This is a genomic window from Nocardia vinacea, from assembly GCF_035920345.1.
GTDB classification, from domain to species: Bacteria; Actinomycetota; Actinomycetes; order Mycobacteriales; family Mycobacteriaceae; genus Nocardia; species Nocardia vinacea_A.
On record NZ_CP109149.1, the window covers coordinates 2526060 to 2548946 of the forward strand.

The following is a 22887-nucleotide window of genomic DNA, read 5'->3' on the forward strand; positions in this document are numbered from 1 at the left end:
CCGGCGACACTCTGTGTCGCCGGGCGGGTCGAAAACTCCTCCTGCCGTGCTCCGCACATGGCCTGTGTGCCGATCCCAGAGGCCAAGTGCGCACTGAATCGCCGCATTCCTTGCGAGAATCGCGGCACGGTAGTCGAAACCCACTCTCCCCGAGGGAACCTCACTACGCGACGTAGTCGACGAAGTTCGCTCGATGCTCGCCGACGAATTGCTGGGCACCGCAGGTCTTTCCGTGCATGACGCCGCCGGCAGGGCTGGAGTATCACGACGCAGCAGACTCCAGTCGTGCCCACCGGCGGCGGAACAGGCGAATCCCGGTGAACGCCGCAGGACGGTAACACGCCCACGAAAGGTGCTGCGGGAACCGGTATTCGGACAAATCGGCGTGTGCTACTCCCAGCCGGAAGGACTGTCGCGCACGTGCAAGAATCGTCCGCGATGATCACCTATCTCGAAGCAACTGTCATCGGTGCGGTGCAGGGGGTCACCGAGCTGTTTCCGATCTCCAGCCTCGGTCACTCCGTGCTGATCGCCGCATGGGTGGGCGGTGATTGGCGGAAGTTGTTGGTCCAGAACGAGTCCGGCGCGGGTAATCCCTATCTGGCGTTCGTGGTCGCGCTACATGTGGCGACAGCCGTGGCATTGCTCGGGTATTACTGGCGCGACTGGTGCGCGATAATCGGCGGTTTCGTCACCACGCTGCGCACCCGGCGGCTCGATACTGTTCCGCAGCGATTGGCGTGGCTGATCGTGATCGCATCCACGCCGGTCGCCATCCTCGGGCCGCTACTAGTCCATCCGCTGCACGCACTGTTCGAGGGGCCTATCGATGCGGCCATCTTCCTGACGCTCAATGGCGTGGTGTTGGTGATCGGTGAGGGGCTACGCCGACGCAATGAGCCGACGCTGGCGGAATACGGGCGACGTTTCGCCCTCACCGCCACATCGCATCCGTCCCGCCAATCCGACCGGCCGCTGGCCGCCCTCGGGACGCGCGACGCCGTAGGCATCGGATTCGCTCAAGCCGGCGCCCTGCTGGCCGGGTTCAGCCGCGCGGGTCTGACCATGGTCGGCGGATTGTGGCGCGGTCTCGAACACACCCACGCGGCCAAATTCGCCTTCCTGCTTGCTACTCCGGCAATCCTGGGGGCCGGGATCGTGGAATTACCGGAACTGCTCGGACCGGAAACCGACGGCATCCGCGGGCCGATACTCGTCGGCGCCATCGTGTCCGGGACGTCGTCCTGGCTGGCCGTGCGCTACCTGGAGCGGCACTTCCAAACTCGCACCCTGCTACCGTTCGCAACGTACTCACTGATCGTCGGACTGCTCTCGATCGTCCACTTCAGCTGAATCCATCTTCGACAAACAGGGTTTCGTGCTCAGATGACAACACCGGACTATGACGAATTCGGACTATTCGCCGAGAATGCGGCCGAGGCCGGGCTCCCCTGGTCCGGTCCGCCCGAGGTGCAACGGTTCTCGGTCGACATCGGCTCCGGTCGCCACATCAGCGGTCTGCGCTGGGGTGAGGGCGAACCGGAGTTGGTGCTGCTGCACGGTGGCGCGCAGAACGCGCACACCTGGGACACCGTGGCGCTGGCGCTGAACTGTCCACTCGTCGCGCTGGACCTGCCCGGCCACGGCCATTCCGACTGGTGGCCCGACCATCTGTACACACCACAACGGCTGGCCGATGCGGTCGCCGCCGCCGTCGAGACCGTGGCGCCGCAGGCGAAGGCGATCGTCGGCATGTCCCTCGGTGGGCTGACCGCAGTACGACTGGCCGCGCGCCGCCCGGACCTGGTGCGCCGCTTGGTCATCGTGGACGTCACCCCGGGCACCGGTGACAATCCGAACAAGACCGCAGCGATAGTCGCATTCGTCAACGGCCCCACCGACTTCGGATCCTTCGACGAGATCCTGGAGCGCACCGTCGCGCACAATCCGAGCCGGTCGGTCCAGTCGCTGCGCCGCGGAGTTCTACACAACGCTCGCCCACGCGACGACGGCCGCTGGATCTGGCGCTACGACCGACTCCGCCCCACCGCCGACGGCTCGCTCGACTTCAGCCCCCTGTGGGACGACGTCTCCGCCGTACAAGCACCCCTACTGCTCGTACGCGGCGCACGCTCACCGGTTGTCGACGACGCCGACGTCGCGGAGTTGCGCCGCCGCCGCCCTCGCGCCCAGGTCGCGGTCGTCGACGGCGCCGGACACTCGGTCCAGGGCGACCGCCCCCTGGACCTCGCAGCACTCATCCGCGACTTCGCCTTTCCCACTGAATGATCGAGCATTACTTCGGCGCGTTCGGATTGAACTTATTGGTGAAGAACTTCGACGGTTCGAAGGCACCGGTGATCCCGCCGGTATCCCGCAACCAACTCTCCCAGCGCAGGAAATCGGTGTCGGCGATTACCCCGCTGGGAGCGGGCACCCCGACCGACTGCCAGAACTTCACCGACGAAGCATCCTCGCCCGGACGTTGCCGCTTCTCAATAATCTGAGTGAACCTGGCGATGACTTCAGCACGCGGTGTGGTCTTCTGCCATTCGATCGCCTTGGCGACTCCACTCACGAATGCCTCGACACTGGCCGGGTTCTTGGCGAGGAAGTCATTGCGAAACACGTATTGACCGCCGTTGAAAGGACCGAATTCCTCGTAGTCGGTGAATACCGCACGGAGTCCACCGTTCGCGATTGCCCGCTGCTGGAACTGTCCACTCAACGCAGCGACGTCGACCTGTCCGCGCCGGAGGGCGTCCTCGGTATTCGGCGGCGGCAAGACCACCAACTGAACCGATCTGATCTGTTCCTCGTCGAAACCGCTCTTCTTCAGCGCATCGTGGATATCCGCCTCGGATTGGCCACCCAGCGTGTTCACGCCGATCTTCTTGTTCAGCAGGTCTTTCGGAGTCGTGATCGGACTGTTCTCGGGAACGTAGAACCCGGTGAACGTCTTGTCGTCGGAGCCGTAGTAGTTCAGCACCGCAGTAATCGGCGCACCGGCGTGCGCCAGCTTCGCCACCGCACCGCCGAAAGCGCCCCCGAAGTCGACCTGACCGGTAGCCGCCGACTGGATATCCTGTGGACCGCTGATGGTGTTTCCCTGCCAGTCCAGCTTCACCTTGCCTTCGAAAAAGCCGAGATCCTCGGCGAGTTCGGGAATCGTGACCTGCGAGGCCCAACCTCATTGTGCGGCCACCTTTCGGTCGATCTGGTTGGGCCAGGGGATGTAGACGGGGATGTATCGCCCCATGACGACGGCGCCGAGCGCCGACACGGCGCCGATGGTCAGGACCGCGACAGCCAGTGGACCGACCGCCGCCAATCCGCTGATCGCCAGCGGACCGGCGAAAAAGCCGCCGTCATGGGTGAGCCGCCACGCGGCAAGGAATTCGGCACGGGTGGCGGCAGGGGCGATATCGGCGCCGATGGTCATGATGACACCGTTGCCGATCCCGTTCCCGATCCCCATGACCACCGCGACGATGCCGAGAGTGAGTGCCGAATCAGTCAGCGGCACAGCGAAGTACGTGAGGGCCAGGATGGTCAGCGACGGTACGGCGATGAATCGTCTGCCGTACCGGTCCATCAGATGGCCCGCCGGATACGCGCACAGTACATCCAGACCGGCCCCGATGCCGAAGATCAGACTGGCCGTGGCGGCGGTGGTGCCGAGGTGATCGGCCCACAACGGCAGCACGGCTTCCCGCGACGAACGCGCGGCACCCATCAGCAACGAACCCGCGCCCAGCGTCAGCAATAGTTTGCGATGAGCTCTGCCGACGCCCAGTAAGGACAGCGGCGGTTGCCGGATCGTCCCGACGGCCGAGGTCCGCGGGTCCGGAAGCCGGGCCATCAGCCATCCGGCCACCGCTATCGCAATCAATTGGACGACGAATCCGCCGCGTGTGCCGATTCCCATGATCGCGGCGGCACCGAGAAATGGACCGACGAAGAAACCGAACCGCATGGAACCGCCGAATAGCGACATTGCCCGCGCTCTGCGTTCGAATGGCACGGCCTCCGACAAATAGCTCATCCGGGCCAGGCCCCAGATCGCATTGGACAGCCCGACGATCACCAGTCCCCCACATAAGATCGGCACCGTCGTCGCGAGCACGCACAATAGGACACCGATGACGCCCGCAGTGCTCGCACCGATGATCGACACCCGCTCACCGAGCCGGGATACGACCTGACCAGCGGGAATATCGCCGATTATCTGTCCGAGCCCGACCAGCGCGACACAGAATCCGGCTACCGCCACCGATGCGCCCAAGTCGAGCGCTGTCAATGTCATGACCGGCGCCGCAGCCCCCATACCGATCCCGTACGCCGCCGCGGGTACATAAACGGTGAACAACAGCGGCCGCAGCGAGCTCAGTTCAACCGATATCTCATCTTGTCGGCAGGTCGTCATACTTTTCGATAACCCGCATTTCTCTCGGTGGACGACGCACCGGAATACAACTACGCCGGGCGAATATTTCGACTCACCTTGCGGACGCAGGCGGAAATAGGCAATACCTTTTCCACATCGTGAAAATCACGGTGATTCGAATTCGGCCCGGCACTGTCGGGAATTTCGCTGCCGCCGAAATCGCTACCGGCGTAGCACCGATCGGGTGAACGCCGTGTTCAATCGCATCAGGAAGGGGCTGCCTGGCCGGGTCTCGTGGAGGGCCTCGGTGAGTAGGGCGATAGGTTCCGTGCAGGTGTTGTAGCGGGCATTCGGATCCTTTGCGAGCGAACGGTGCACGATCGAGTCGACCTCGGGTGGGATCCAGTGCCGGCGTGCAGAGATATCGGGAGGCGGATCGTGCAGGTGGGCCTGCGCGGTGGCCATGAGATTTCCGCGGGGGAACGGCGGGCGGCCGGTGAGCAGTTCGATGGCCGTGGAGATCAGCGCGTACTGGTCCGTCGCCGGGCATACTGCGCCTGCCTGCAGCAGTTCGGGCGCGGCGTACGGCACCGAGACGACGACGAAACCGTTTGTGGCCAGGGGCGGTTCGGGCCGGTGCAGCCATCGGGTCTGGTCGAAATCCGAAAGTTTCACCGTCGCAGGGTCGTCCGGGCCCACCAATAGATTCGCCGGTTTGACGTCGAGATGGACGATGTCGTTGGCGTGCACGAAATCCAAACCCGCCGCGACCCGAGCCAGCACGTGCAGCACCCGCCGCAGGTCCGGCTGTCGGTGCGGCATCGGCACCAATGTCGCCCCTGTTGTACCTGCCACGTACTCGTGCGCCGACCACAGCCTGCCGTCGGTTTCACCGTGCGTGTACATCCGCACGATATTGGGATGCCGCAGCACGGACAGGATGTCGAACTCGTGCACGAATCGCGCACGCGCCTCGGGTGACCGACTGTCCTCGGGACCCAGAATCTTCAGCGATACCGGCCGCGCCCGTTCCAGATCCTCGGCCAGATACACATCACTGCTACCGCCATGACCAAGCCGAGCCTGCACAACGAATCCAGCAAACCGGTCATTCGGTTCCACTACCACCGCCACACCGTAGTTCGCCGCCGCCCGGCATCGGCGGCGCAACCTCTCGCTGCTGGGAAATCGGGTGCGGTCAGTCCTTGGGTATGCGTTCGTGGAGGGTCTCGTCGAGCAGCCGCCACGCCGTGAGCGCGAGCCTGGCCCGCAACAGTCCAGTGGGCTCGGCGAGTTCGATACCCGTCATCTTTTCGATCTGTTCGAGGCGACGGGCGACGCTGCTGTGGTGCAGGTGCAGCAACTCGGCCGCCCGGCGCAGCGAGCCGGTGGCACAGTAGGCGTCGAGTGTCTCCAGATCTTCCGAGGTGCTTGCCATTCGGGCGATCGCGGCCACATCAGCGTTGTCGCGCGCAGCGTCCCGGGGTACCTGCGCGAGTAGTGCCAGCGCCCCGAGGTCGTCGTAGTGGACGATCGGGCTACGCGCGGTGGCGAAACGCAGGGCGGTACGGGCTTCCCGCCAGGACCGGTCGGGGCAATCGGCGGCGCCGATGCCCGCGCGTACGCCTGCCGGAAACCGGGCCGGGTCCACAGTGGTAGCCAGGATGACGCCCACATCGGCCAGCGGTGCCGCCTTCACCGGGCGGGCTGGGCAGATCAGGCCGCCGACCTGGTCGAGCGGAAGCTGAGACCGAACGGCCACGACGCGCACCGGCAGGTCGACGGCAAAACCCAAGAGCCGCAATGCCCGAGCCCTGGCCGCCTCGTCGCCGTCGGCGCTGATCACCAGTTCGACCAGGGCCGGGTCGGCCATGGTGGTGCGTGCCGGGCCGTATCGCTCGACGACCGCCGCCGCTGCGATAGCGAGCCGCTCCAACAGCAGTTCGTCGAGCGAGCGGGAGTCGCCGGTGCGTTCCAGCCAGACCGTGCCGATCTCCTCCTCGTCGAGGATGATCGACCCAGTGGTGGACGCGGACGGCGGCGGACCCGACACTTCCCGCCCGTCGGATGCGAATCGGATCACTCGTCCCGCGCCGTGCAGTCGAATCCCGGTCACACACTCGGCCAGGACCGCCGAGGCCCGAGCCAGCGCCGGGAGATCCACCCGCCGGCGCATCAGGGTGTCGTAGAACATCACGACACGCAACGCGCCTTCCGCTTCCACATCCAACTGCGACAATCGGACCACCAAGGCATCCATGTCTGCAGGATATGCGGCGCTCGTCGCGGAGCGGGGCCGGAATGCCCGACGGTTGGCGGATGAACTCCGAGCGACCGATCGCGAGGATAACTGTCATGGATCCCGAACTCGAACCATTCGTCTCGCTCTTCCCGCCGTCCGACCTGTCCGACCCGCCCACCGCGCGTAAACGGCTCGCCGAGCTGGCCGCCGCGGTGCCGGTTACCGACGCCGTGAACCTGGAGATCGAAAATCGCACGGTCCCAGCCGATCCCGATGTGCCGGTGCGGATCTATCGTCCGCACCAGGCCCAGGGCGCCATCGTGTGGCTGCACGGCGGCGGATTCGTGATGGGTGATCTGGACACCGAACATCCGTGGGCCACGATGCTCGCCAACGGCTCCGGCGCGACCGTGATCTCGGTGGGCTACCGGCTTGCCCCTGAAAACCCGTTCCCAGCCGCACACAATGACATCTACGCGGTGCTGGACTGGACCGCCGAGCACGCAACCGAACTCGGCATCGACCCGACGCGCATCGCGATCGGCGGCCACAGCGCGGGCGCTGGTCTCGCGGCCGCGGTGGCGTTGCGGGCGCGCGACGAGCAAGGGCCGCCGATCCGTTTCCAATTGCTCCACCAGGCCGGACTCGACGACCGGCAGGAGACGTGGTCGCAGCGGAATTTCACCGATACGCCGTTCGTGACTCGCGACAAGGTCGCGCAAATGTGGGGGCATTTCCTGGGCTCCACGCCCGCAACGCCGTACGCGGCTCCGGCGCGAGCCAACGATCTGTCCGGCCTGCCACCCGCTTACATCGCCGCCGCGGAGTTCTGCCCGAATCGCGACGAAGACATCGACTACGCATTGCGCCTGATGGCGGCTGGCGTGTCGGTCGAGTTGCACCAGTGGCCCGGCACGTTCCATGGCTCCCAGGCGATCCTGTCCGCGGAGGTGTCACAGCGGCAGAACGCCGAACTGGCCGGAGCCCTGCGGCGCGCCTTGGCCGAGTGATCCGAAATCCTCGGCCCGATGTGGGTAACGCTGGTCCCAAGGCGGGGAACAGCGTTGCCCAGCCCCGCACGGAACGCATCGCATGCCAGGCTGTCACGATTGACCTACGCGGTACGGCGTCCTCGAAGACGATGCAATCCCATCGTCGCGGCGGCGACACGTGGATCGAACATGTGCAGTGGGGATTTCGTCATATTCAGCACGTCGAGGAATTTCGCCGCAGTCGCCGGATCGTCCGCCGCTGCCCGGAACATCCTGTTCAAGCCTGAATGCGCAAGTGATTTCACCCCTGGTGAGCCGATCTCGACGGGGGGCATCGTCATATCGCTGACCTTTGTCAGCCACCACGGGGTGCGCAGCATGCGGCCGACGCGGCGATAGTATCGGCGTGGCAGATCGTCGGTCCCCTGCTGGAGTACCTCATCGAGTAGATCCGCCGCAATGGCCGCGACAGTCATTCCGCTGCCATAGATCGGATTGAAACTGCACACCGCATCGCCGATCGAAAGTATTCCTCCCGGAACGCGATCCAGCAGTTCGTACCGGCGCCATACCGCCGTGCGGAACCGGTAGGTCGCTACGTCGTCGACAGGTATCGCGCAGCGAATTACGGTAGCGACATCGTCGGGTGCGCACTCGGCGGCGTAATCCAGCAGTGCGTCCGGACTCGCCGGTGGGTGATTTTCCTTCCCGACGCCGAACGCCGAGAGCACCCATAAATCCCCTTCCTGTGCCGCGAACCCGAACCCGCGCGGTCGGTTCGGCATCGGTCCCACCAGGACGATCCGATCGCCGCCGACGGCGTCCAGCGGCAGGCGGAAATGGCAAGTGGCATAGCCGATATCGACGGGCACCTGATCTTCGCGTGGCCGTGGGTACCCCAGCGACTCGAGCCAGGCACCAGCTCGTGAACCACGGCCCATCGCGTCGACCACCAGATCGGCATGGACAGGCTCCGGTTCGCCGTCGGTCTCCCGGCGCATCACCCGCACTCCGCCGACACCGGTATCGGAGGCGACCAGTTCGGCGACGACAGCGTCGTCCCATATCGTCACATTCGGCAGCGCCGATACCCGGGCACGCACATGCGATTCCAGAAATGGCCGGCTGGCGGCAACGGACGTTCTGCCCAATTCGGCGCGATACAGGACGTTTCCGAAGAAGATCGCCCGGAAATCGTCGAATGCGCTGACGGCCTTCGCGCCATCGGTGATGAGCTCGTCGATCAGGCCGGGAAACCGGGACTCGGCGATATCGGCGGCGCGCATCAGCAGGCCGTGGGAATGTTGCGATTGCGGAGTGCCGCGGCGTTTGGTTTCCGCGGCCGACAACCGATCTCGCTCGACAACGGTCACCGCCGCATAGTGGTCAGCCAGAATTCGGGCCGCGAACAGACCTGCGATCCCGCCACCGAGTACGACCGCATGGTCCCCGACGCGGCGGTTACCCCTTCGACTCACCGGGTCCTCCTCGTCGGTGTGACGGCGCCGACGACGTCCGAAAGATCGGTCGATCGCGGGCAGGGCACGGCGACCCTACCCCGATGCGGCGTGGTCGTGCATGTCGTAGACGTGGCGTCAGCGGACGGATCGGTGGATGACCTCGCGGGCCAAGGCCCGGTATTGCTCGGCGCCGGCGGATCGAGGCGCCCAGGTGGTGATGGGTTCACCGGCAATGCTGGCGTCGGGGAACCGGACCGTCCGCGAGATCACCGTCTCGTAGACCTGATCGCCGAAGACCTCGGCGACCCGGGCCAGCACCTGACGCGCATGCAGCAGGCGCTGATCGAACATCGTGACCACGATGCCGAACAGGCTCAGCCCCGGGTTCAGCCGGTCCCGGACCTTGTCCATGGTGTCGGTGAGCAGCGCGACCCCGCGCAGCGAGAAGAACTCGCACTCCATCGGGACGATCACACCGTCCGCACAGGCCAGCGCGTTCACGGTGAGCAGGCTCAAGGATGGCTGACAGTCGATGAGTATGTAGTCGTAGCGGTCCCGGATCGGGTCGAGTACCCGCCGCAGTGCATGTTCCCGGCCGACCTCGTTGACCAACCGAATCTCCGCCGCGGACAGATCGATATTGCTCGGCAGGAGGTCGACGTTGTCGACATGAGTCTTGATCAACACCTCGTCGATCAGCAATCCCGATCCCCCGAGCAGGTCGTATACCGTCGATCGCAGATCATTCAGAACCGCGCCCAACCCCGCGGACAACGCACCCTGCGGATCGAGGTCCACCAGCAGCACTCGCCGCCCGCATTCGGCTAGCGCTGCGCCCAGATTGATGGTCGAGGTGGTCTTGCCGACGCCGCCTTTCTGATTGCACAGGGCGATGACCTGCGCTTCGGCACGGGGCACCGAGTGTTCGGACGCATTGACCGCACTCACGATTCGCAAACGCTTCGGCTCGTCTCCGACCCTGAGCCACTCCGATTGCCAGGCAGATCAACTCGCAGGTAGTTTGCCAACATGTCGCCAGGTTAGCCGTTCACCCCGGGACCGAACAACAAACCCCGCCTGAGTCCTTGATCATCAACAATCAGAGCATCGATCGCTGACAATTCACTGAACCGACCGCTTGGTCGAAACCGTATCGCCGGGAATGAATCCCAGAAACTGCACACGTCCGTCTTCGATTCGGGCCAGCTTCGATCGTTGTGCGGCCGCTCGTTATGATCACGATCCTCTGCTTACGATCCTCTGCCCGCTGTCCACCCACGAAAAGGAATGCCCATGGCACGCAAGGTCGTTGTGACGCTCGTCGATGACTTCGACGGCAAATCCGCTGCCGAGGAAACAGTGGCCTTCGCCCTCGACGGCGTCGAATACGAAATCGACCTATCCACCGTCAACGCCGGCCAACTGCGCGGCATCTTCGAGCCCTGGACCTCGAGCGCTCGCAAAATCGGCCGCGCAGCCCGGGGCAAGAGCCAGACCTCGCGCACGGCCAACGACCGCGCCCGCACCGTCGCCATCCGCGACTGGGCTCGCGCCAAAGGCATCGCGGTGTCAGCCCGCGGACGGATTTCAGCAGAAGTAGCCCAAGCGTACGAGAAGGCCAACGCCTAGCCGCTGTGCAACCTGGCGCTGACCACCCCGTCGTCAGTCGGCGGGATGCAATGTCCCGGTAGCGGTTTGCCGTCCGAAACCGTCCCGCGCGACGGTCGCAAGCGCACCGTCGCGCGGGGTCGCCGAGACGACCAGCCCTTGATGGTCGAACAGCGGCGACCGCAGGCGATAGTCGAAGACCTGGTCACCGGTGTACCCGCGGGCCCGGGCGGCCTCGGCCATGGCCAGCGCCTGCAACGGTCCGTGCACGAGCAGACCGGGATAGCCCTCGACATCGCGGGCGTAGTCGCGGTCGTAGTGGATGCGGTGGCCGTTGTAGGTGAGCGCCGAGTACCGGAACAGCAGGGTCGGGGATGTTTCGATGGTCCATTCGTCCTCGGCGGGAGGCACTTTCGCGGCCTGGCCCGGTTCCGGTTCGCTGGTTCCTCCGCTCGCCTCGACGGCGTCGCGGTAGACGATATCCTGCCGTTCGTCCACGACGATTCGATCGCCCTGCAGTATCTGATGGCCGACAACGACGAAGGTCAACGCGCCGCTGCGCCCCTGTTTCTCCTGTGTGGACAGCACTGTCGTTCGTTTCGTCGCTGATTCGCCGCACACCAGCGCACCGCGGGTGCGCACCTGCCCTCCGGCCCACATCCGGCGTCGTCCAGGCCCCGGCGGCGCCGGAACGGTATTGCGAATCGGATGACCATCAGGTCCCAGATCCGACTGTGCGGGGCGTTCCAGCAAGTAGATCCAGTGCCACAGCAGCGGAAGTCCCTTGTCGAGATCGGGCAGTGGCACACCGAGCAGCCCGCTCAGCGCCTCCGCCGGACCGGGCACCAGCAATTCGGTGCGTTCGACCACGTCGGTCATGCCGGCGACTCCTTCGAAACATGTTCTACCGATGCGAATTCCGCGCGCAAGGCCGCGGTGTGCCGACCCAGCCGAGGCACCGCTCCCATCGCCGGTTCCCAGCCGCCCACCACCGGCGGCAGCATGGCCTGCATCACCCCACCGGGTGTATCCACCGGCCGCCAACGATCGCGGGCCGCGAGCTGCGGATGCTCGGTGAACTCGGCTGGTGTGCGCAACCGCGCATTCGCGATACCGGCTTGTTCCAGCAGCTCGATGACCTCATCAGTGCCGAATGCCGCAAATACCTGCTCCAGCAGCACGGTCAACTCGCCGTCGTGTGTCACCCGATCGGTATTGGTCGCGAACCGTGGATCCTCGATCAGGTCGGTGCGTTTCAGCACCACGTCGCACAGCGCAGTCCACTCGCGCTCGTTCTGGATACCGAGGAATACGGTGCCGTCGGCGGTGCGGAACGGACCGTACGGCGAGATCGATGGATGTTTCGCCGCAGTGCGGCGCGGTGGTTCGTCGCCGTAGCGGGAGAAATAGGCGGGCTGGCTCATCCACTCCCCGAGCGCATCGATCATCGCGACGTGCAGACTCGCCCCGACACCGGTGCGCGCCCGGTCGTAGAGCGCGGTGAGGATGCCGCTGTAGGCATACATACCCGTGGCGATATCGGCAATCGAGAAGCCCGCTTTGGCGGGCACTTCCGGTGTGCCCGTTGACATCACGAGCCCGGTCTCGCATTGCAGCAACAGGTCGTAGGCCTTCTTCGACCGATACGGACCGTCGGGGCCGTAGCCGGAGATCGAGCAGTGGATCAGCTCGGGCCGGGCCGCGCGCAGCGTTTCGGCGTCGAGTCCGAGCCGTTCGGCGGCACCGGGGACCAGGTTCTGCACGAATACATCGGCCCGGGCGATCATCGCATCGAGCAGCCGGCGGTCGGCTGGATCCTTGACGTCGAGTTCGACGCTCTCCTTGCCCCGATTGAGCCACACGAAATAGCTCGACTCCCCGTGGACGGTTTGGTCGTAGCGTCGGGCGAAATCGCCGCCACCAGGGCGTTCGATCTTGATCACGCGGGCACCGAGATCGGCGAGCTGACGGCTCGCGAACGGCGCGGCAACGGCCTGTTCGACCGCGACGACGGTGATGTCTTCGAGAGGGCGGCGCATGCGGTGCCTTCCGGGAACGTCGGTGCCGGACAACTCAGTTGATCCGGTTACGGCTGATCAGCTGGCGGGCGATCACACCGCGCTGAATCTCGTTGGTGCCCTCACCGACGATCATCAGCGGCGCGTCGCGGAAGTAGCGTTCCACATCGAATTCGGTGGAATACCCATAGCCGCCGTGCACGCGCACGGCATTGAGCGCGATCTCCATGGCGGTCTCTGAGGCGAACAGTTTCGCCATACCGGCCTCCATATCGGCGCGCTCGCCCGAGTCGTATCGGCGCGCCGCGTACTGCACCAACTGGCGCGCGGCGGTCAGTTTCGTCGCCATATCCGCGAGATAGTTGCCGACGGACTGGTGCTGCCAGATGGGTTTGCCGAAGCTTTCCCGTTGCTGGGCATAGCGAATCGAATCCTCCAGCGCGGCCCGACCAACGCCGAGCGCGCGCGATGCCACCTGAATCCGCCCGATCTCCAGACCGCGCATCATCTGCGCGAAGCCCGCACCCTCGACCCCGCCGAGCAGCGCCGATGCGGGCACCCGCATATCGTCGAAGGTCAGCTCACAGCTCTCGACACCCTTGTAGCCGAGTTTGGGCAGATCCCGCGACACCGTGAATCCGGGCCCCTTCTCCACCAGCAGAATGCTGATCCCACGATGCGCGGGTTCCGCGGCCGGATCGGTCTTGCACAGCAGGGCGACCAGATCCGACCGGCGGGCATTGCTGATCCAGGTCTTGGACCCGTTGACGATGTATTCCTCACCGACCCGGCGGGCCGTCGTGCGCATCGCCTGCAGATCCGATCCGCCGCCCGGTTCGGTCAGCGCCATGGTCGCGCGCAGCTCGCCGGTCGCCATCCGAGCCAGGTAACGGTCCTTCTGCTCCTGAGTTCCGTAGTCCAGCAACAGTTTTGCGACCACCGTGTGACCGCCCATCGCCCCCGCCAGGCTCATCCAGCCGCGCGAGAGCTCCTCGGTGACGGCGGCGTAGCACGGTGTGGACACCTTGGCCGCGCCCCACGGTTCCGGGATGGCCAGCCCGTAGATCCCGAGCTGTTTCATCTGGTCGATCAGCTTCTCCGGGTAGGTGTTCGTGTGGTCGAGCTCCTGCGCGACTGGTTTGACCTCCCGGTCCACGAAGTCACGCACCACTGCGACGATCGCGGTTTCTTCCTCGTTGAGCTCGTCCACGACGACTTCCTCTCGACCCTCGGCGATACACCCGCGCACCATCATCGTGAGAGTTAATACGGGCCTGGGTAAAATGCCGAGTTCTGATACCACTATGCCGGTTCGCGATGCGCAGGAGGAGCGGATGGACTTCAAGCAGTTGAAGGCCATGGTCACGGTGGCCGAGGTCGGCAGTGTCACCAAGGCCGCGGAGTTGCTGCACCTGGTCCAACCGGCGGTCACCCGGCAGATACGGATGCTCGAACAGGAACTCGGTGTCGCACTGTTCGAGCGCACCCGGCAGGGTATGCGCCCGACCGAGGCCGGGACGGTCATGGTCGAGCGGGCGCGGCGAGCCCTGCACGAACTGGATCGTGCCCGCGCCGAACTCCGCCCGGCACCCGGTGTCGTCACCGGGGTGGTCACCGTCGGCCTGCTGGAAAGCGCCGCCGACCTCTTGGCCGAACCGCTTGTTTCGGCGCTCGCCCACGATCACCCCGGCATCGAATTGCGCGTGCTCACCGGCTATTCCGGACATCTACAGCGCTGGCTCGACGACGGCGATCTGGATCTGAGCCTGCTGTACAACCTGACCAGCACACCGTCGCTCAATGTCGAACCGCTTGCACGGGAACGGCTCTGGGTGGTCGCACCCCCGAGCGCCGAGCTGCATACCGACCGTCCTGTCACCTTGGCCGAGGTCGCGACCCATCCGATGGTGATGCCCGCGCCGGGGCATGCGCTGCGCGCCCTCATCGACGGCGCCTCCGCGCGAACGCAAGTGAATTTCGACGTGACCGTCCAGACCAATTCACTGCGCATGCAGAAACTGCTGGTGCTCGGCGGGCACGGCTGGACGATCCTGCCCGGCGTCGGCATTGCCGACGATGTCGCCAGCGGAACGCTCAGCGCCGCACCGCTGTGCGAGCCGGAGGTCTGGCGACTGATCGTCCTCGGCATACCGCGCACCGGCCGCGTACCCGCTGCCGCCGAAGTCGTTGCGGCCGAACTCATCCGCCAGGTACGCACCGCTGTGGCGGAGGGGCGCTGGCCCTCGGCCCGACTCGTCGACCGCAGCGAAACCACGGCGGATTGACCAGATCGATTGCCGTCGAATGGCTCGGGTCGAACGGACGCCCATCGCGTCACGCACCAGCGTCATATGCCGTCCGGAAATACGGGCATCAATTGTTTTTATTTTTCAACCGTGCTCATCATCACTCATGATCGGTCGCAGAGTCTTCTGATACCGAGGTTCGCCATGCAGCAGTATCCGATGTTCATCGACGGGCAGGACCATCAGCCGATCGGCGGCGAGTGGTTCCCCACCGACAACCCGTATCTCGGCGAACCATGGGCCCGAATCGCCAAAGGCGGCACCGAGGATGTCGACGTCGCGGTGCAGGCCGCCCACCGGGCCTCGACCTCCGGCTCCTGGCCGGAACTCACCGCGAGCGCTCGCGGCGCACTGCTGCGCCGCCTCGGCGACACCCTCGCCGAGCATGCGCACCGACTGGCCGAGCTCGAGGTCCGCGACAACGGCAAACTATTCGCCGAGATGTATGGCCAGCTCAGCTATCTGTCCCAGTGGTTCTACTACTACGGCGGACTGGCCGACAAGATCGAGGGGACAGTCCTGCCGCTGGACAAGAAGGGCTACTTCGCCTACACGCGCCAAGAGCCCGTCGGTGTCGTCGGCATCATCACGCCGTGGAATTCACCGCTGATGCTACTGACCTGGAAGCTGGCCCCGGCCCTCGCCGCAGGCTGCACAGTGGTGATCAAACCGTCGGAATTCACCTCCGCCTCCACGATCGAGCTGGTCAGGCTGTTCCATGCCGCCGGATTGCCACCGGGCGTGATCAATGTGGTGACCGGCTTCGGCGCCGACGTCGGCACCGCCCTCGTCGAGCATCCGCTGGTCCGCAAGATCACCTTCACCGGATCCGATTTCACCGGGCGCGGAATCAACGAGGCCGCGGCTCGTGACCTCAAGCACGTGAGTCTCGAACTGGGCGGTAAATCCCCGAATATCGTATTCGCCGACGCCGATCTCGACGCCGCCGTCAACGGAGTCGTTTCCGGCATCTTCGCCGCCACCGGCCAGACCTGTATCGCCGGATCGCGACTGCTGGTCCAAGACAGCATTCACGACGAATTCGTCGCGCGCGTAGTGGAACTCGCGCGCACGGCCCGCATGGGCGACCCCATGTCCGAGAACACCCAGGTCGGCCCGATCACCACACCGGCGCAGTACACGAAGGTGCTGGACTACCTTCGGATCGCCGAAAAGGAAGGCGCCACACTGGCTTTGGGCGGAGCGCCCGCGACGCGCTCGGAATGCGGCAACGGCTGGTTCATCGAACCGACCATCTTCACCGACGTCGACAACCGGATGCGCATCGCGCAGGAGGAAGTCTTCGGACCGGTGCTCGCCGTCATTCCGTTTCGCGCCGAAGACGATGCCGTCGCCCTCGCCAACGATGTCCGCTTCGGCCTCGGTGCGGGCGTCTGGACCAGTGATATCGGCCGTGCACTACGCATGGCCGACCGCATTCGCTCCGGCACCGTATGGGTGAACACCTATCGCGCCGTCAGCTTCATGGCACCGTTCGGCGGATTCAAGGATTCCGGCATCGGCAGGGAAAACGGTGTCGACGCCGTCCGGGAATATCTCGAAACCAAGACGGTCTGGATCAATTCCGGTGCGCCCGTGGGAAATCCCTTCGTAATCCGCTGATCCGCCGAGGCCTGTCGCCGATCCGACATGGCGTCGCAGTAGAGCAGACGTGGGCACACGCGGGATCCGGAAAGTATCACCGCGCCACCCATCGGTGAATGATGACGCCGGAGATGTGCCAAAGTTCTACGTAGCAGTCACGCGGGCGCGGTCAAGCGTCGCCTTCGTCCTATAGCCAGACACTACTCACTCTTTGCGTTTGCCAGATAGCGAGAGGCATGCCACCTCGTCCCATCGGTATCCGCACCCCCGCCGCTCAAGCGCAACCATTGTCACGTCGGAAACCGTGACAGCAACGCCATCGAGCGGCGCGTCTATAGCAGCCGCCGTTGCAGCAGCCTCTGCCGAGAGTCCCTCATACATCGGGTAGGCAATCGTCACATGTGGCGCGGACGACGAGTCCTTCACCGGAGCATCAGGGAAGGCGGACAGGGTTGCTGCGCGCAGTGTGTCTCGAAGGTTATTGATCTGCTCGGCGGGCGAAAGGATAAACCCGATCGCACCACGGAGATTGGTCAGCTCCCATGCACAGGACCGATACACCCACAGCGTCAAGTGGCATACCGCAACGTTCAGCAAGGGCTTCGATTACAACTTTGTCGGTATCGCCCTCGACACAAGTACGACACGATCGGAAAAGAAACCTTCCGAAAATGAGGTAGGCAACTCCTTCGTTGCAACCTTACTAACAGACTCTTCGCTCTTGCCGATATCAGCCGCGATCTCGGCAATTGAAGTGCTTTTAATTGTTGATTGATTACCGACGATCCCGGAAGACATACCAATGGGTGAACGTCTGGCGTGACACCGATCCCATCGCCACACCTCTGTTCACCACGTCCGAGGGAAGCAGGTTCGTCAGTAGCTATCCACATGATCCACCCCCTCAAGACGTATGGATTCCCGATCCAGAAATGACCACCTGGTCGGACAAGGCGCCTGCGCCGGAGGCTGTCCACGCCCACAGCAACTACTGGATCGACCGGGAACAGGAGCGGATCGTAGCGGCACTGCACCAGCAGCTAGAGCGGCTTCCATTGACGTAGAGTGATTTCGGCCGCCCGCTGCCAACGCTCAAAGAGCGTACTTCATATGGTCGGCTAAGCCTTAGTGAGCTTCTTGTAGCAGGTCAGTGCCGCTAATGTAGGCAGATTTTCACGCCTGCGCATATGGACAAGCGACGAATTCAAGGAGATCGCGACCGAGTAGGTTTCAACCCCCGCGAGCGCGGAACTCCCCGACGGTTGATCGCATAGACGAGTCAGCGCGTGGGTTTCGGCTGATGCCCAACTCGGCCAGATTCTCGGCGTCGCCGATTGTGACATCCGGCTACCGGGCAATTTATCTGAACGAGGCACTAGAACGGACTGCCGATATCTCCGAGCATTGCTTTGCGGATGAGCGGCAACGGAAGCGGCCCGAGTTTGATGTACGCGTCGTGGAAATCCTTCAATGAATACTTGTCGCCTATCTTGGCCTTGTAGTCGTCACGCAGCTTCAGGATCATCAACTTGCCCATCGTGTAGTAGCCGTATGTGGCGTCAGAGGTTCCACGCTTGGTCTCTGACTCTGCGACCGGTTCGGGTTCATATGCCTGCTTCAAGAACATGTCCTGCGCCTGCTCGATCGTCATGCCCTGCGTATGCAGTTTGATGCCGACAATGAAGCGGACGTCACGGCGTAGGGCATCCTGGATTTGCGCCAGCCGGTAGCGCGGATCGTCGGCGTGCAGGCCCTCGTCGAGCATCATCTGCTCGCAGTAGTGCGCCCAGCCCTCGGAATTACTTGGCGCCGTAATGACTTTGCGAATATCGGACGGATAGTCTTTCGCGTAGAGGAATTGCACATAGTGTCCTGGCCACACCTCGTGTACGGACGCGTTGCTGATCATGGGCCGGTACCACTGCGTCATGAAGTCGTCCTGCTTCTCTTGTGACCATGTCGGATCAGGCAGTGTCATGGTGAAGTAGGCCTCGGTGGCGACGGTCTCGAACGGGCCGGGTATGTCCATCGACGCCGTAAGCGTCGCGCGCAGGAAGGGTGGGGTCTCCACCACTCGTGCCGGTGGAGCCAGCGGAAGCTCGATGATCTGCTTGTCGCGGACGAACTGCTCCAGGCTGTCGAGGTTGCTCTGTGTCACTGCCAATAACTCCGACGCTGGTGGGTAGTCCTTCGCCGCCTCCGCGAGCACGTCTGTTGGCGTCTTTGTTGGGTCGATCTTTCGAGCAGCCTCGGCAAACGCCTGCTGGTTGCGCTTGAGGTCCGCCTCCGCGATGGACAGCAAGTCGGGCAGCGGGGTGGTGATCATCTCGTCGGCGGCGAGCACCTTCCGATAGATGTCCGGGCCGTACGCGAACGAGCCGTTGGACCGGTTCAGCAGATCGCTCTGCAGCCATTCCTTATAGTCATCGAGTGCGGCGACCACCGCGTCGTTGGCAGAGCTGAACTCGGCCAGCAGCGGTGGGTCTTTCACGTCGGCGAACGCCGCAGGCACATCCACCGCGAAGAAGTGGCGGTTGCCGTCGAGTTGGTCGATGGCGATCTCGGTGTAGACACGTGGTGGATTGTCGAGGTTCTTGCGGGCCTCGGCGAGGGCATTCGGCATCAACTTCAGGCGGGCGGTGAGTGACCTCAGCCGTTGCTCGGGCGGCGCGAACGTGCGCGAGATCATCACAAAGGCGTCGTTGGTGATACCGCTGCTGTAGGTGTCGGGATCCTTCGCCCAGGGGCGGATGACCTCTTTGCGCAACAGCATTCCGTCGAGCGTCTGCTTGGTCTGTTCGAGGTCGAGCTGTGCTTCGAGTGAAAGTTCTTCGGCATCAACGTCATTGAACCGCGCCTGGAACGACTTGATCGAATTGGCTTCGGCCTGCACCGCCGCCGCTGACCGGTCCGCAATCAGATCGTCGTATTTATGGATGCCGAGGAAAGTCGCATTCGATGGATCTTGTTTGTAAGTGAATTCGAGAAACTCTGCCGCGAGCTTGTGGAAGGCGTCATCGCCGGAACCCGCGGATGCGGGAGGCGGGCGACTTGGACTACTGCATGCCTGTACGAACGTCACCAGGAACAGCAGTGTTACGAGCGACGAAGCCAGCCATTTCCGGCGGGCACCAGGCTTCGTTGTGTCAGCGGGTGTGATCATGGCAATCGCTCCTTCGACCCGCGCAGGCGCGCGGGTTTGATGAGTTCGAAGCACCACTTTCGCGCCCAGGGATTGCATTATGCCCGGGGCCGGGGAAACCTGGGCGGCCCACTTGCCGGGCCGCTCGGATTACGATAGCGCCATTGTGACGGCCCTATCGGTGATCAACACACGCACGAATGGCCAGAGGCGCTTGCTCGGTGTCTTCATCTCTCTGACGTCCGCGTCCAGGCACGCTGGTCTATGCGCTCGAAGTAGGCGTCGCGACGAGGTGCTGACCGCAACAACTAGGTTCTGTCTCCAACTTGATCTGACCATCGACAATGCCCTGCCACAGGACAAGATCAAGGCCAGGCTCCGCAAGATCCAGAGCGAGCGCACCAGCATCGAAGCCCGGCTGACCGCCACACACGCGGAGTTGGCGGTCGGTGTCGAGGTATTGGTGAACGCACTGGATCTGCTCAGCGATCCGCAGGAGTTGCACGAGAACGGAAGTGATGTGGTCCGGCGCCACCTCAACCAGACGTTCTACCAGTGCTTCTACCTGGACATTGATGGTGTGAAGGCTGACCAGCTCAACGAGCCTTTCGCTGGCCTACACGAAGTTGGCGGGACTGGACGAACTTTCCACCAGGGGCTACCCCGATCGCCCCGCCCAAGTAGAAGGTCCAGAAACGAGAAAGGTGGTCCTACCCTCTCCGGTGTCCCTAAGGACCCCGGTTCGAGTAAGACCACCCTTGTGGACATGGCGCGAATCGAACCCGGCTGACGAACTGCACCGGCCGGGCGGATTGGTCATCGTTACCAGCCGTAGATGGAAAATGGGCTACCACTGACGATGTGCGCCATTGCCGCACGACAGTAGTCGATCATGCGCTCAGGCGGTTCATTGGCTGAAACCCATTGCAGCTCTGCGCATTTGTCTGGTTCTTGGTTCTCGGGCTCTCCCTTCCAGGAACGCACCGAAAAGAAGAACGCCATTCGTCCGCCGGAGGACGAGTTGTGCATGATGTGGGCGAAGTGGACGTCCTCGGGGGCGATGCTGATCCCGATCTCCTCCTTGGCTTCGCGAATCAGGGCGTCGATCACGGATTCGCCAGCTTCCAGGTGGCCGGAGGGCAGGTGCCAGGCTCCGTCCTCGTAGCCGGTGTTCTGGCGCAGGCCGAAGAGGACGTCGTTTCCGCGGCGTAGCAGGAGGTGAACATCTCCAGTGACTTTGTGTCGCCGAGTATCTGAGCCGTGAGACTTGGTGGTCGCGTCGGTCATGAAATGAAAATCCCCTTTGTCCATAATCGTTGAGCTGGGTTTGCGCCAAGGGAGTGCCGGGGCAGGATCAGCCGAACGCCCACCATGGCACCGGAATACATCGGACTCATCGAACGGGCTTGGAGGCGCCGAAACCCCTGGCCCGCAAGAACGGGACCAGGGGTTCGGCGTGCCGAATTGTGGTCAGCTCTTGACCAATTCGGGGACTGCGGTGTCGAGCTCCTCGCCATCCGCAGGGGCGGCCGCCGCCCGGCTCGGCAGCAGCACAGCCATGACGATCACGACCAGTGCCAGAGCGGCGGAGACCAGGAAGGCCAGGCGCATGCCGTCGAGGTGGGCCGTGACTGGGTCGGTGCCGTCGGCGACGAGTCCGGTGCTGCGGGCCGACATCACCGTTACCACCAGGGCGGTGCCGAAGGCTGCGGCGACCTGCTGCAGCGTGCCGAGCATCGAGCTACCGTGCGAGTACAAATGCTGCGGAAGCGCGCCGAGCCCGAGGGTGAAGACCGGGGTGAAGGCGGCGGCCAGCGACACCATCAGCAGGATGTGCAGTACCAGCAGCTGCCAGTACGGCATGGACATCGAGATCTGGGTGAATCCGGCCAGCGCTGCGGCGATCCCGACCGAGCCGGGAATGACGAGTACGCGTCCACCGAACCGGTCGAACAGGCGGCCGACCGTCGGTCCGAGCAGACCCATCGCCAGCCCGCCCGGCATCACCAGCAGGCCGGTCTGCAAGGGGCTCAGGCCACGCAGGTTCTGCAGATACAGCGGCAGCAGGATCATCGAGCCGAGCATCGCCATGAACGCGACCGACATCAGCACCAGTGCCTTCGCGTAGGTGCCGGACAGCAGGACCCGCAGATCCAGCAGCGGGGTGCCGATGCGCTGCAGGCGCAGCTGACGGAATACGAATACGGCGATGAGAGCCGAGCCTGCGGCGACGATCAGAGCCGGGCTGGTGAGGTTGTCGCTCTCGAACCGGCTGAGCCCGAATACCAGCCCGCCGAATCCGAGGGCGGCGAGCACCACGCTGGCCGAGTCGATCGCCCCGGCCTGCGGTTCACCGACATTCTCCAGTCGACGCAGACCCAGCCAGGTGACGACCGCAGTGATCGGCAGCACCAGCACGAAAAGCCAACGCCACGAACCGATCTGCAGCACCATCCCGGAGACCACCGGGCCGAGGGCGGGCGCCACCGAAATGGCAAGGGTGACATTGCCCATCACCCGGCCGCGGTCCTGTTCGGGCACGACGGTCATGAGTGTGGTCATCAGCAGCGGCATCATTACCGCAGCGCCGCCGGCTTGAATGACCCGGCCGAGCAGCAGCACCGCGAACGACGGCGCGACGGCCGACAGCGCGGTACCGGCGAGGAAGACCCCCATCGCCACGGCATAGGCCCGTCTGGTCGATACCCGCTGCAGGAACCAGCCGGTAGTCGGGATGACGGCGGCCATCGTCAACATGAACGCGGTGGACACCCACTGAGCCGCCCGCTCGGTGACCTCGAGGTCGGCCATCAGCCGCGGGATCGCGTTGATCATGATGGTTTCGTTCAGGATCACCACGAAGGTCGCGAGTACGAGTACCCGGATGACGGTCGGCGTCCGCCCTCCCGAGGCGGGGGCGGAAAGTTCGGCTGACATCGGGTGTACCTCCAGAGCGTCTCGACAGGAATATGTGTGGCGCGTTGCCGATTCATCGGATCTCGCCACAGTGGTTGAGACGGGACCGGCAGCTCGAATTCATCGGCACGCGACAGTATTGCGGTCGCCACCGACAAGTTCGTCGCTCTTCCATCCATCGACACCGCGCCCCCACAGCGGGCGTATGGGT

General features: G+C 64.1%; 22 protein-coding genes. 8 read left to right on the top strand and 14 right to left on the bottom strand.

Annotated features, from left to right (window positions below; all coding sequences use genetic code 11):
• The first annotated feature begins 438 nt into the window (after nt 1-438).
• Nucleotides 439-1353, top strand: a complete 915-nt coding sequence (locus tag OIE68_RS11895; RefSeq protein ID WP_327101643.1) for an undecaprenyl-diphosphate phosphatase — start codon at nt 439-441, stop codon at nt 1351-1353.
• Nucleotides 1354-1386: 33 nt separating this feature from the next.
• Nucleotides 1387-2289, top strand: coding sequence for an alpha/beta hydrolase (locus OIE68_RS11900; RefSeq protein ID WP_327099437.1), 903 nt, complete (start codon nt 1387-1389; stop codon nt 2287-2289).
• Nucleotides 2290-2296: 7 nt separating this feature from the next.
• Here OIE68_RS11900 and OIE68_RS11905 read toward each other — a convergent pair whose 3' ends face one another.
• The 4 genes from OIE68_RS11905 to OIE68_RS11920 all read right to left on the bottom strand — a co-directional run bounded on the left by OIE68_RS11905 (nt 2297) and on the right by OIE68_RS11920 (nt 6647).
• The gene (locus OIE68_RS11905; RefSeq protein WP_327101644.1) at nt 2297-3169 is read right to left on the bottom strand and encodes an ABC transporter substrate-binding protein; all 873 of its coding nucleotides are present in this window, start codon (nt 3167-3169) and stop codon (nt 2297-2299) included.
• Nucleotides 3170-3190: 21 nt separating this feature from the next.
• On the bottom strand, nt 3191-4426 hold the full coding sequence (locus OIE68_RS11910) for an MFS transporter (RefSeq protein WP_419150697.1): 1236 nt from the start codon (nt 4424-4426) through the stop codon (nt 3191-3193).
• Between the two features lie 183 nt (nt 4427-4609).
• A complete protein-coding gene (locus tag OIE68_RS11915) occupies nt 4610-5515 on the bottom strand; it encodes a serine/threonine-protein kinase (protein ID WP_327099438.1) in 906 nt (301 codons plus the stop codon).
• A gap of 70 nt (nt 5516-5585) precedes the next feature.
• Nucleotides 5586-6647 carry a helix-turn-helix domain-containing protein gene (locus OIE68_RS11920; protein WP_327099439.1) on the bottom strand — a complete coding sequence of 354 codons (1062 nt, stop codon included), beginning with the start codon at nt 6645-6647 and terminating at the stop codon, nt 5586-5588.
• 95 nt (nt 6648-6742) lie between these two features.
• Between OIE68_RS11920 and OIE68_RS11925 the strand changes: the two genes are divergently transcribed.
• Entirely contained in the window at nt 6743-7639 is an 897-nt protein-coding gene (locus tag OIE68_RS11925; protein ID WP_327099440.1) for an alpha/beta hydrolase, read from the top strand.
• A 104-nt stretch (nt 7640-7743) separates the two neighbouring features.
• Here OIE68_RS11925 and OIE68_RS11930 read toward each other — a convergent pair whose 3' ends face one another.
• Together OIE68_RS11930 and OIE68_RS11935 are read right to left on the bottom strand one after the other, a co-directional pair.
• The gene (locus tag OIE68_RS11930; protein ID WP_327099441.1) at nt 7744-9099 is read right to left on the bottom strand and encodes an NAD(P)/FAD-dependent oxidoreductase; all 1356 of its coding nucleotides are present in this window, start codon (nt 9097-9099) and stop codon (nt 7744-7746) included.
• A 117-nt stretch (nt 9100-9216) separates the two neighbouring features.
• Nucleotides 9217-10029, bottom strand: coding sequence for a ParA family protein (locus OIE68_RS11935; RefSeq protein WP_327099442.1), 813 nt, complete (start codon nt 10027-10029; stop codon nt 9217-9219).
• A 345-nt stretch (nt 10030-10374) separates the two neighbouring features.
• On the opposite strand from OIE68_RS11935, the gene OIE68_RS11940 reads away from it, so the two are divergent.
• On the top strand, nt 10375-10710 hold the full coding sequence (locus OIE68_RS11940) for an Lsr2 family protein (protein ID WP_327099443.1): 336 nt from the start codon (nt 10375-10377) through the stop codon (nt 10708-10710).
• Between the two features lie 33 nt (nt 10711-10743).
• Here the strand turns inward: OIE68_RS11940 and OIE68_RS11945 are convergent, their stop codons facing one another.
• From OIE68_RS11945 to OIE68_RS11955, 3 genes are read right to left on the bottom strand one after another with little or no spacing between them, the layout of a single operon-like run.
• Nucleotides 10744-11568, bottom strand: coding sequence for an FAS1-like dehydratase domain-containing protein (locus OIE68_RS11945; protein WP_327099444.1), 825 nt, complete (start codon nt 11566-11568; stop codon nt 10744-10746).
• Nucleotides 11565-12728, bottom strand: a complete 1164-nt coding sequence (locus OIE68_RS11950; protein WP_327099445.1) for a CaiB/BaiF CoA-transferase family protein — start codon at nt 12726-12728, stop codon at nt 11565-11567. The genes OIE68_RS11945 and OIE68_RS11950 overlap by 4 nt, the downstream gene beginning before the upstream one ends.
• 34 nt (nt 12729-12762) lie before the next feature.
• Entirely contained in the window at nt 12763-13917 is a 1155-nt protein-coding gene (locus OIE68_RS11955; RefSeq protein ID WP_327099446.1) for an acyl-CoA dehydrogenase family protein, read from the bottom strand.
• A gap of 124 nt (nt 13918-14041) precedes the next feature.
• Here OIE68_RS11955 and OIE68_RS11960 point away from each other — a divergent pair, with 124 nt between their 5' ends.
• Both OIE68_RS11960 and OIE68_RS11965 read left to right on the top strand, forming a co-directional pair.
• Complete coding sequence (locus tag OIE68_RS11960) at nt 14042-14992, top strand: LysR family transcriptional regulator (RefSeq protein WP_327101646.1); 951 nt, start codon at nt 14042-14044, stop codon at nt 14990-14992.
• A gap of 165 nt (nt 14993-15157) precedes the next feature.
• On the top strand, nt 15158-16636 hold the full coding sequence (locus OIE68_RS11965; protein WP_327099447.1) for an aldehyde dehydrogenase: 1479 nt from the start codon (nt 15158-15160) through the stop codon (nt 16634-16636).
• 186 nt (nt 16637-16822) lie between these two features.
• Here the strand turns inward: OIE68_RS11965 and OIE68_RS11970 are convergent, their stop codons facing one another.
• Both OIE68_RS11970 and OIE68_RS47060 read right to left on the bottom strand, forming a co-directional pair.
• Nucleotides 16823-17191, bottom strand: coding sequence for a hypothetical protein (locus OIE68_RS11970; RefSeq protein WP_327099448.1), 369 nt, complete (start codon nt 17189-17191; stop codon nt 16823-16825).
• Complete coding sequence (locus OIE68_RS47060; protein WP_419150766.1) at nt 17097-17291, bottom strand: TOPRIM nucleotidyl transferase/hydrolase domain-containing protein; 195 nt, start codon at nt 17289-17291, stop codon at nt 17097-17099. Before OIE68_RS47060 ends, OIE68_RS11970 begins: the two co-directional genes overlap by 95 nt.
• A gap of 259 nt (nt 17292-17550) precedes the next feature.
• Here OIE68_RS47060 and OIE68_RS11975 point away from each other — a divergent pair, with 259 nt between their 5' ends.
• A complete protein-coding gene (locus tag OIE68_RS11975) occupies nt 17551-17682 on the top strand; it encodes a hypothetical protein (RefSeq protein WP_327099449.1) in 132 nt (43 codons plus the stop codon).
• Nucleotides 17683-17993: 311 nt separating this feature from the next.
• On the opposite strand, the gene OIE68_RS11980 is transcribed toward OIE68_RS11975, so the two are convergent.
• Nucleotides 17994-19781 carry a DUF885 domain-containing protein gene (locus OIE68_RS11980; protein WP_327099450.1) on the bottom strand — a complete coding sequence of 596 codons (1788 nt, stop codon included), beginning with the start codon at nt 19779-19781 and terminating at the stop codon, nt 17994-17996.
• A 271-nt stretch (nt 19782-20052) separates the two neighbouring features.
• On the opposite strand from OIE68_RS11980, the gene OIE68_RS11985 reads away from it, so the two are divergent.
• A complete protein-coding gene (locus OIE68_RS11985) occupies nt 20053-20550 on the top strand; it encodes a hypothetical protein (protein ID WP_327099451.1) in 498 nt (165 codons plus the stop codon).
• A 32-nt stretch (nt 20551-20582) separates the two neighbouring features.
• On the opposite strand, the gene OIE68_RS11990 is transcribed toward OIE68_RS11985, so the two are convergent.
• Both OIE68_RS11990 and OIE68_RS11995 read right to left on the bottom strand, forming a co-directional pair.
• A complete protein-coding gene (locus OIE68_RS11990) occupies nt 20583-21047 on the bottom strand; it encodes an NUDIX hydrolase (protein WP_327099452.1) in 465 nt (154 codons plus the stop codon).
• Nucleotides 21048-21230: 183 nt separating this feature from the next.
• The gene (locus tag OIE68_RS11995; protein ID WP_327099453.1) at nt 21231-22697 is read right to left on the bottom strand and encodes an MDR family MFS transporter; all 1467 of its coding nucleotides are present in this window, start codon (nt 22695-22697) and stop codon (nt 21231-21233) included.
• Between the last annotated feature and the right edge of the window lie 190 nt (nt 22698-22887).

What these genes read in the sequence shown, in the direction of transcription:
- OIE68_RS11900 (WP_327099437.1), top strand. Translation starts at nt 1,387, where the DNA reads ATGACAACACCGGACTATGACGAATTCGGACTATTCGCCGAGAATGCG.
- OIE68_RS11990 (WP_327099452.1), bottom strand. Translation starts at nt 21,047, where the DNA reads ATGACCGACGCGACCACCAAGTCTCACGGCTCAGATACTCGGCGACAC.
- OIE68_RS11975 (WP_327099449.1), top strand. Translation starts at nt 17,551, where the DNA reads ATGACCACCTGGTCGGACAAGGCGCCTGCGCCGGAGGCTGTCCACGCC.
- OIE68_RS11920 (WP_327099439.1), bottom strand. Translation starts at nt 6,647, where the DNA reads ATGGATGCCTTGGTGGTCCGATTGTCGCAGTTGGATGTGGAAGCGGAA.
- OIE68_RS11995 (WP_327099453.1), bottom strand. Translation starts at nt 22,697, where the DNA reads ATGTCAGCCGAACTTTCCGCCCCCGCCTCGGGAGGGCGGACGCCGACC.
- OIE68_RS11950 (WP_327099445.1), bottom strand. Translation starts at nt 12,728, where the DNA reads ATGCGCCGCCCTCTCGAAGACATCACCGTCGTCGCGGTCGAACAGGCC.
- OIE68_RS11960 (WP_327101646.1), top strand. Translation starts at nt 14,042, where the DNA reads ATGGACTTCAAGCAGTTGAAGGCCATGGTCACGGTGGCCGAGGTCGGC.
- OIE68_RS11895 (WP_327101643.1), top strand. Translation starts at nt 439, where the DNA reads ATGATCACCTATCTCGAAGCAACTGTCATCGGTGCGGTGCAGGGGGTC.
- OIE68_RS11980 (WP_327099450.1), bottom strand. Translation starts at nt 19,781, where the DNA reads ATGATCACACCCGCTGACACAACGAAGCCTGGTGCCCGCCGGAAATGG.
- OIE68_RS11965 (WP_327099447.1), top strand. Translation starts at nt 15,158, where the DNA reads ATGCAGCAGTATCCGATGTTCATCGACGGGCAGGACCATCAGCCGATC.
- OIE68_RS11925 (WP_327099440.1), top strand. Translation starts at nt 6,743, where the DNA reads ATGGATCCCGAACTCGAACCATTCGTCTCGCTCTTCCCGCCGTCCGAC.
- OIE68_RS11910 (WP_419150697.1), bottom strand. Translation starts at nt 4,426, where the DNA reads ATGACGACCTGCCGACAAGATGAGATATCGGTTGAACTGAGCTCGCTG.
- OIE68_RS11945 (WP_327099444.1), bottom strand. Translation starts at nt 11,568, where the DNA reads ATGACCGACGTGGTCGAACGCACCGAATTGCTGGTGCCCGGTCCGGCG.
- OIE68_RS11940 (WP_327099443.1), top strand. Translation starts at nt 10,375, where the DNA reads ATGGCACGCAAGGTCGTTGTGACGCTCGTCGATGACTTCGACGGCAAA.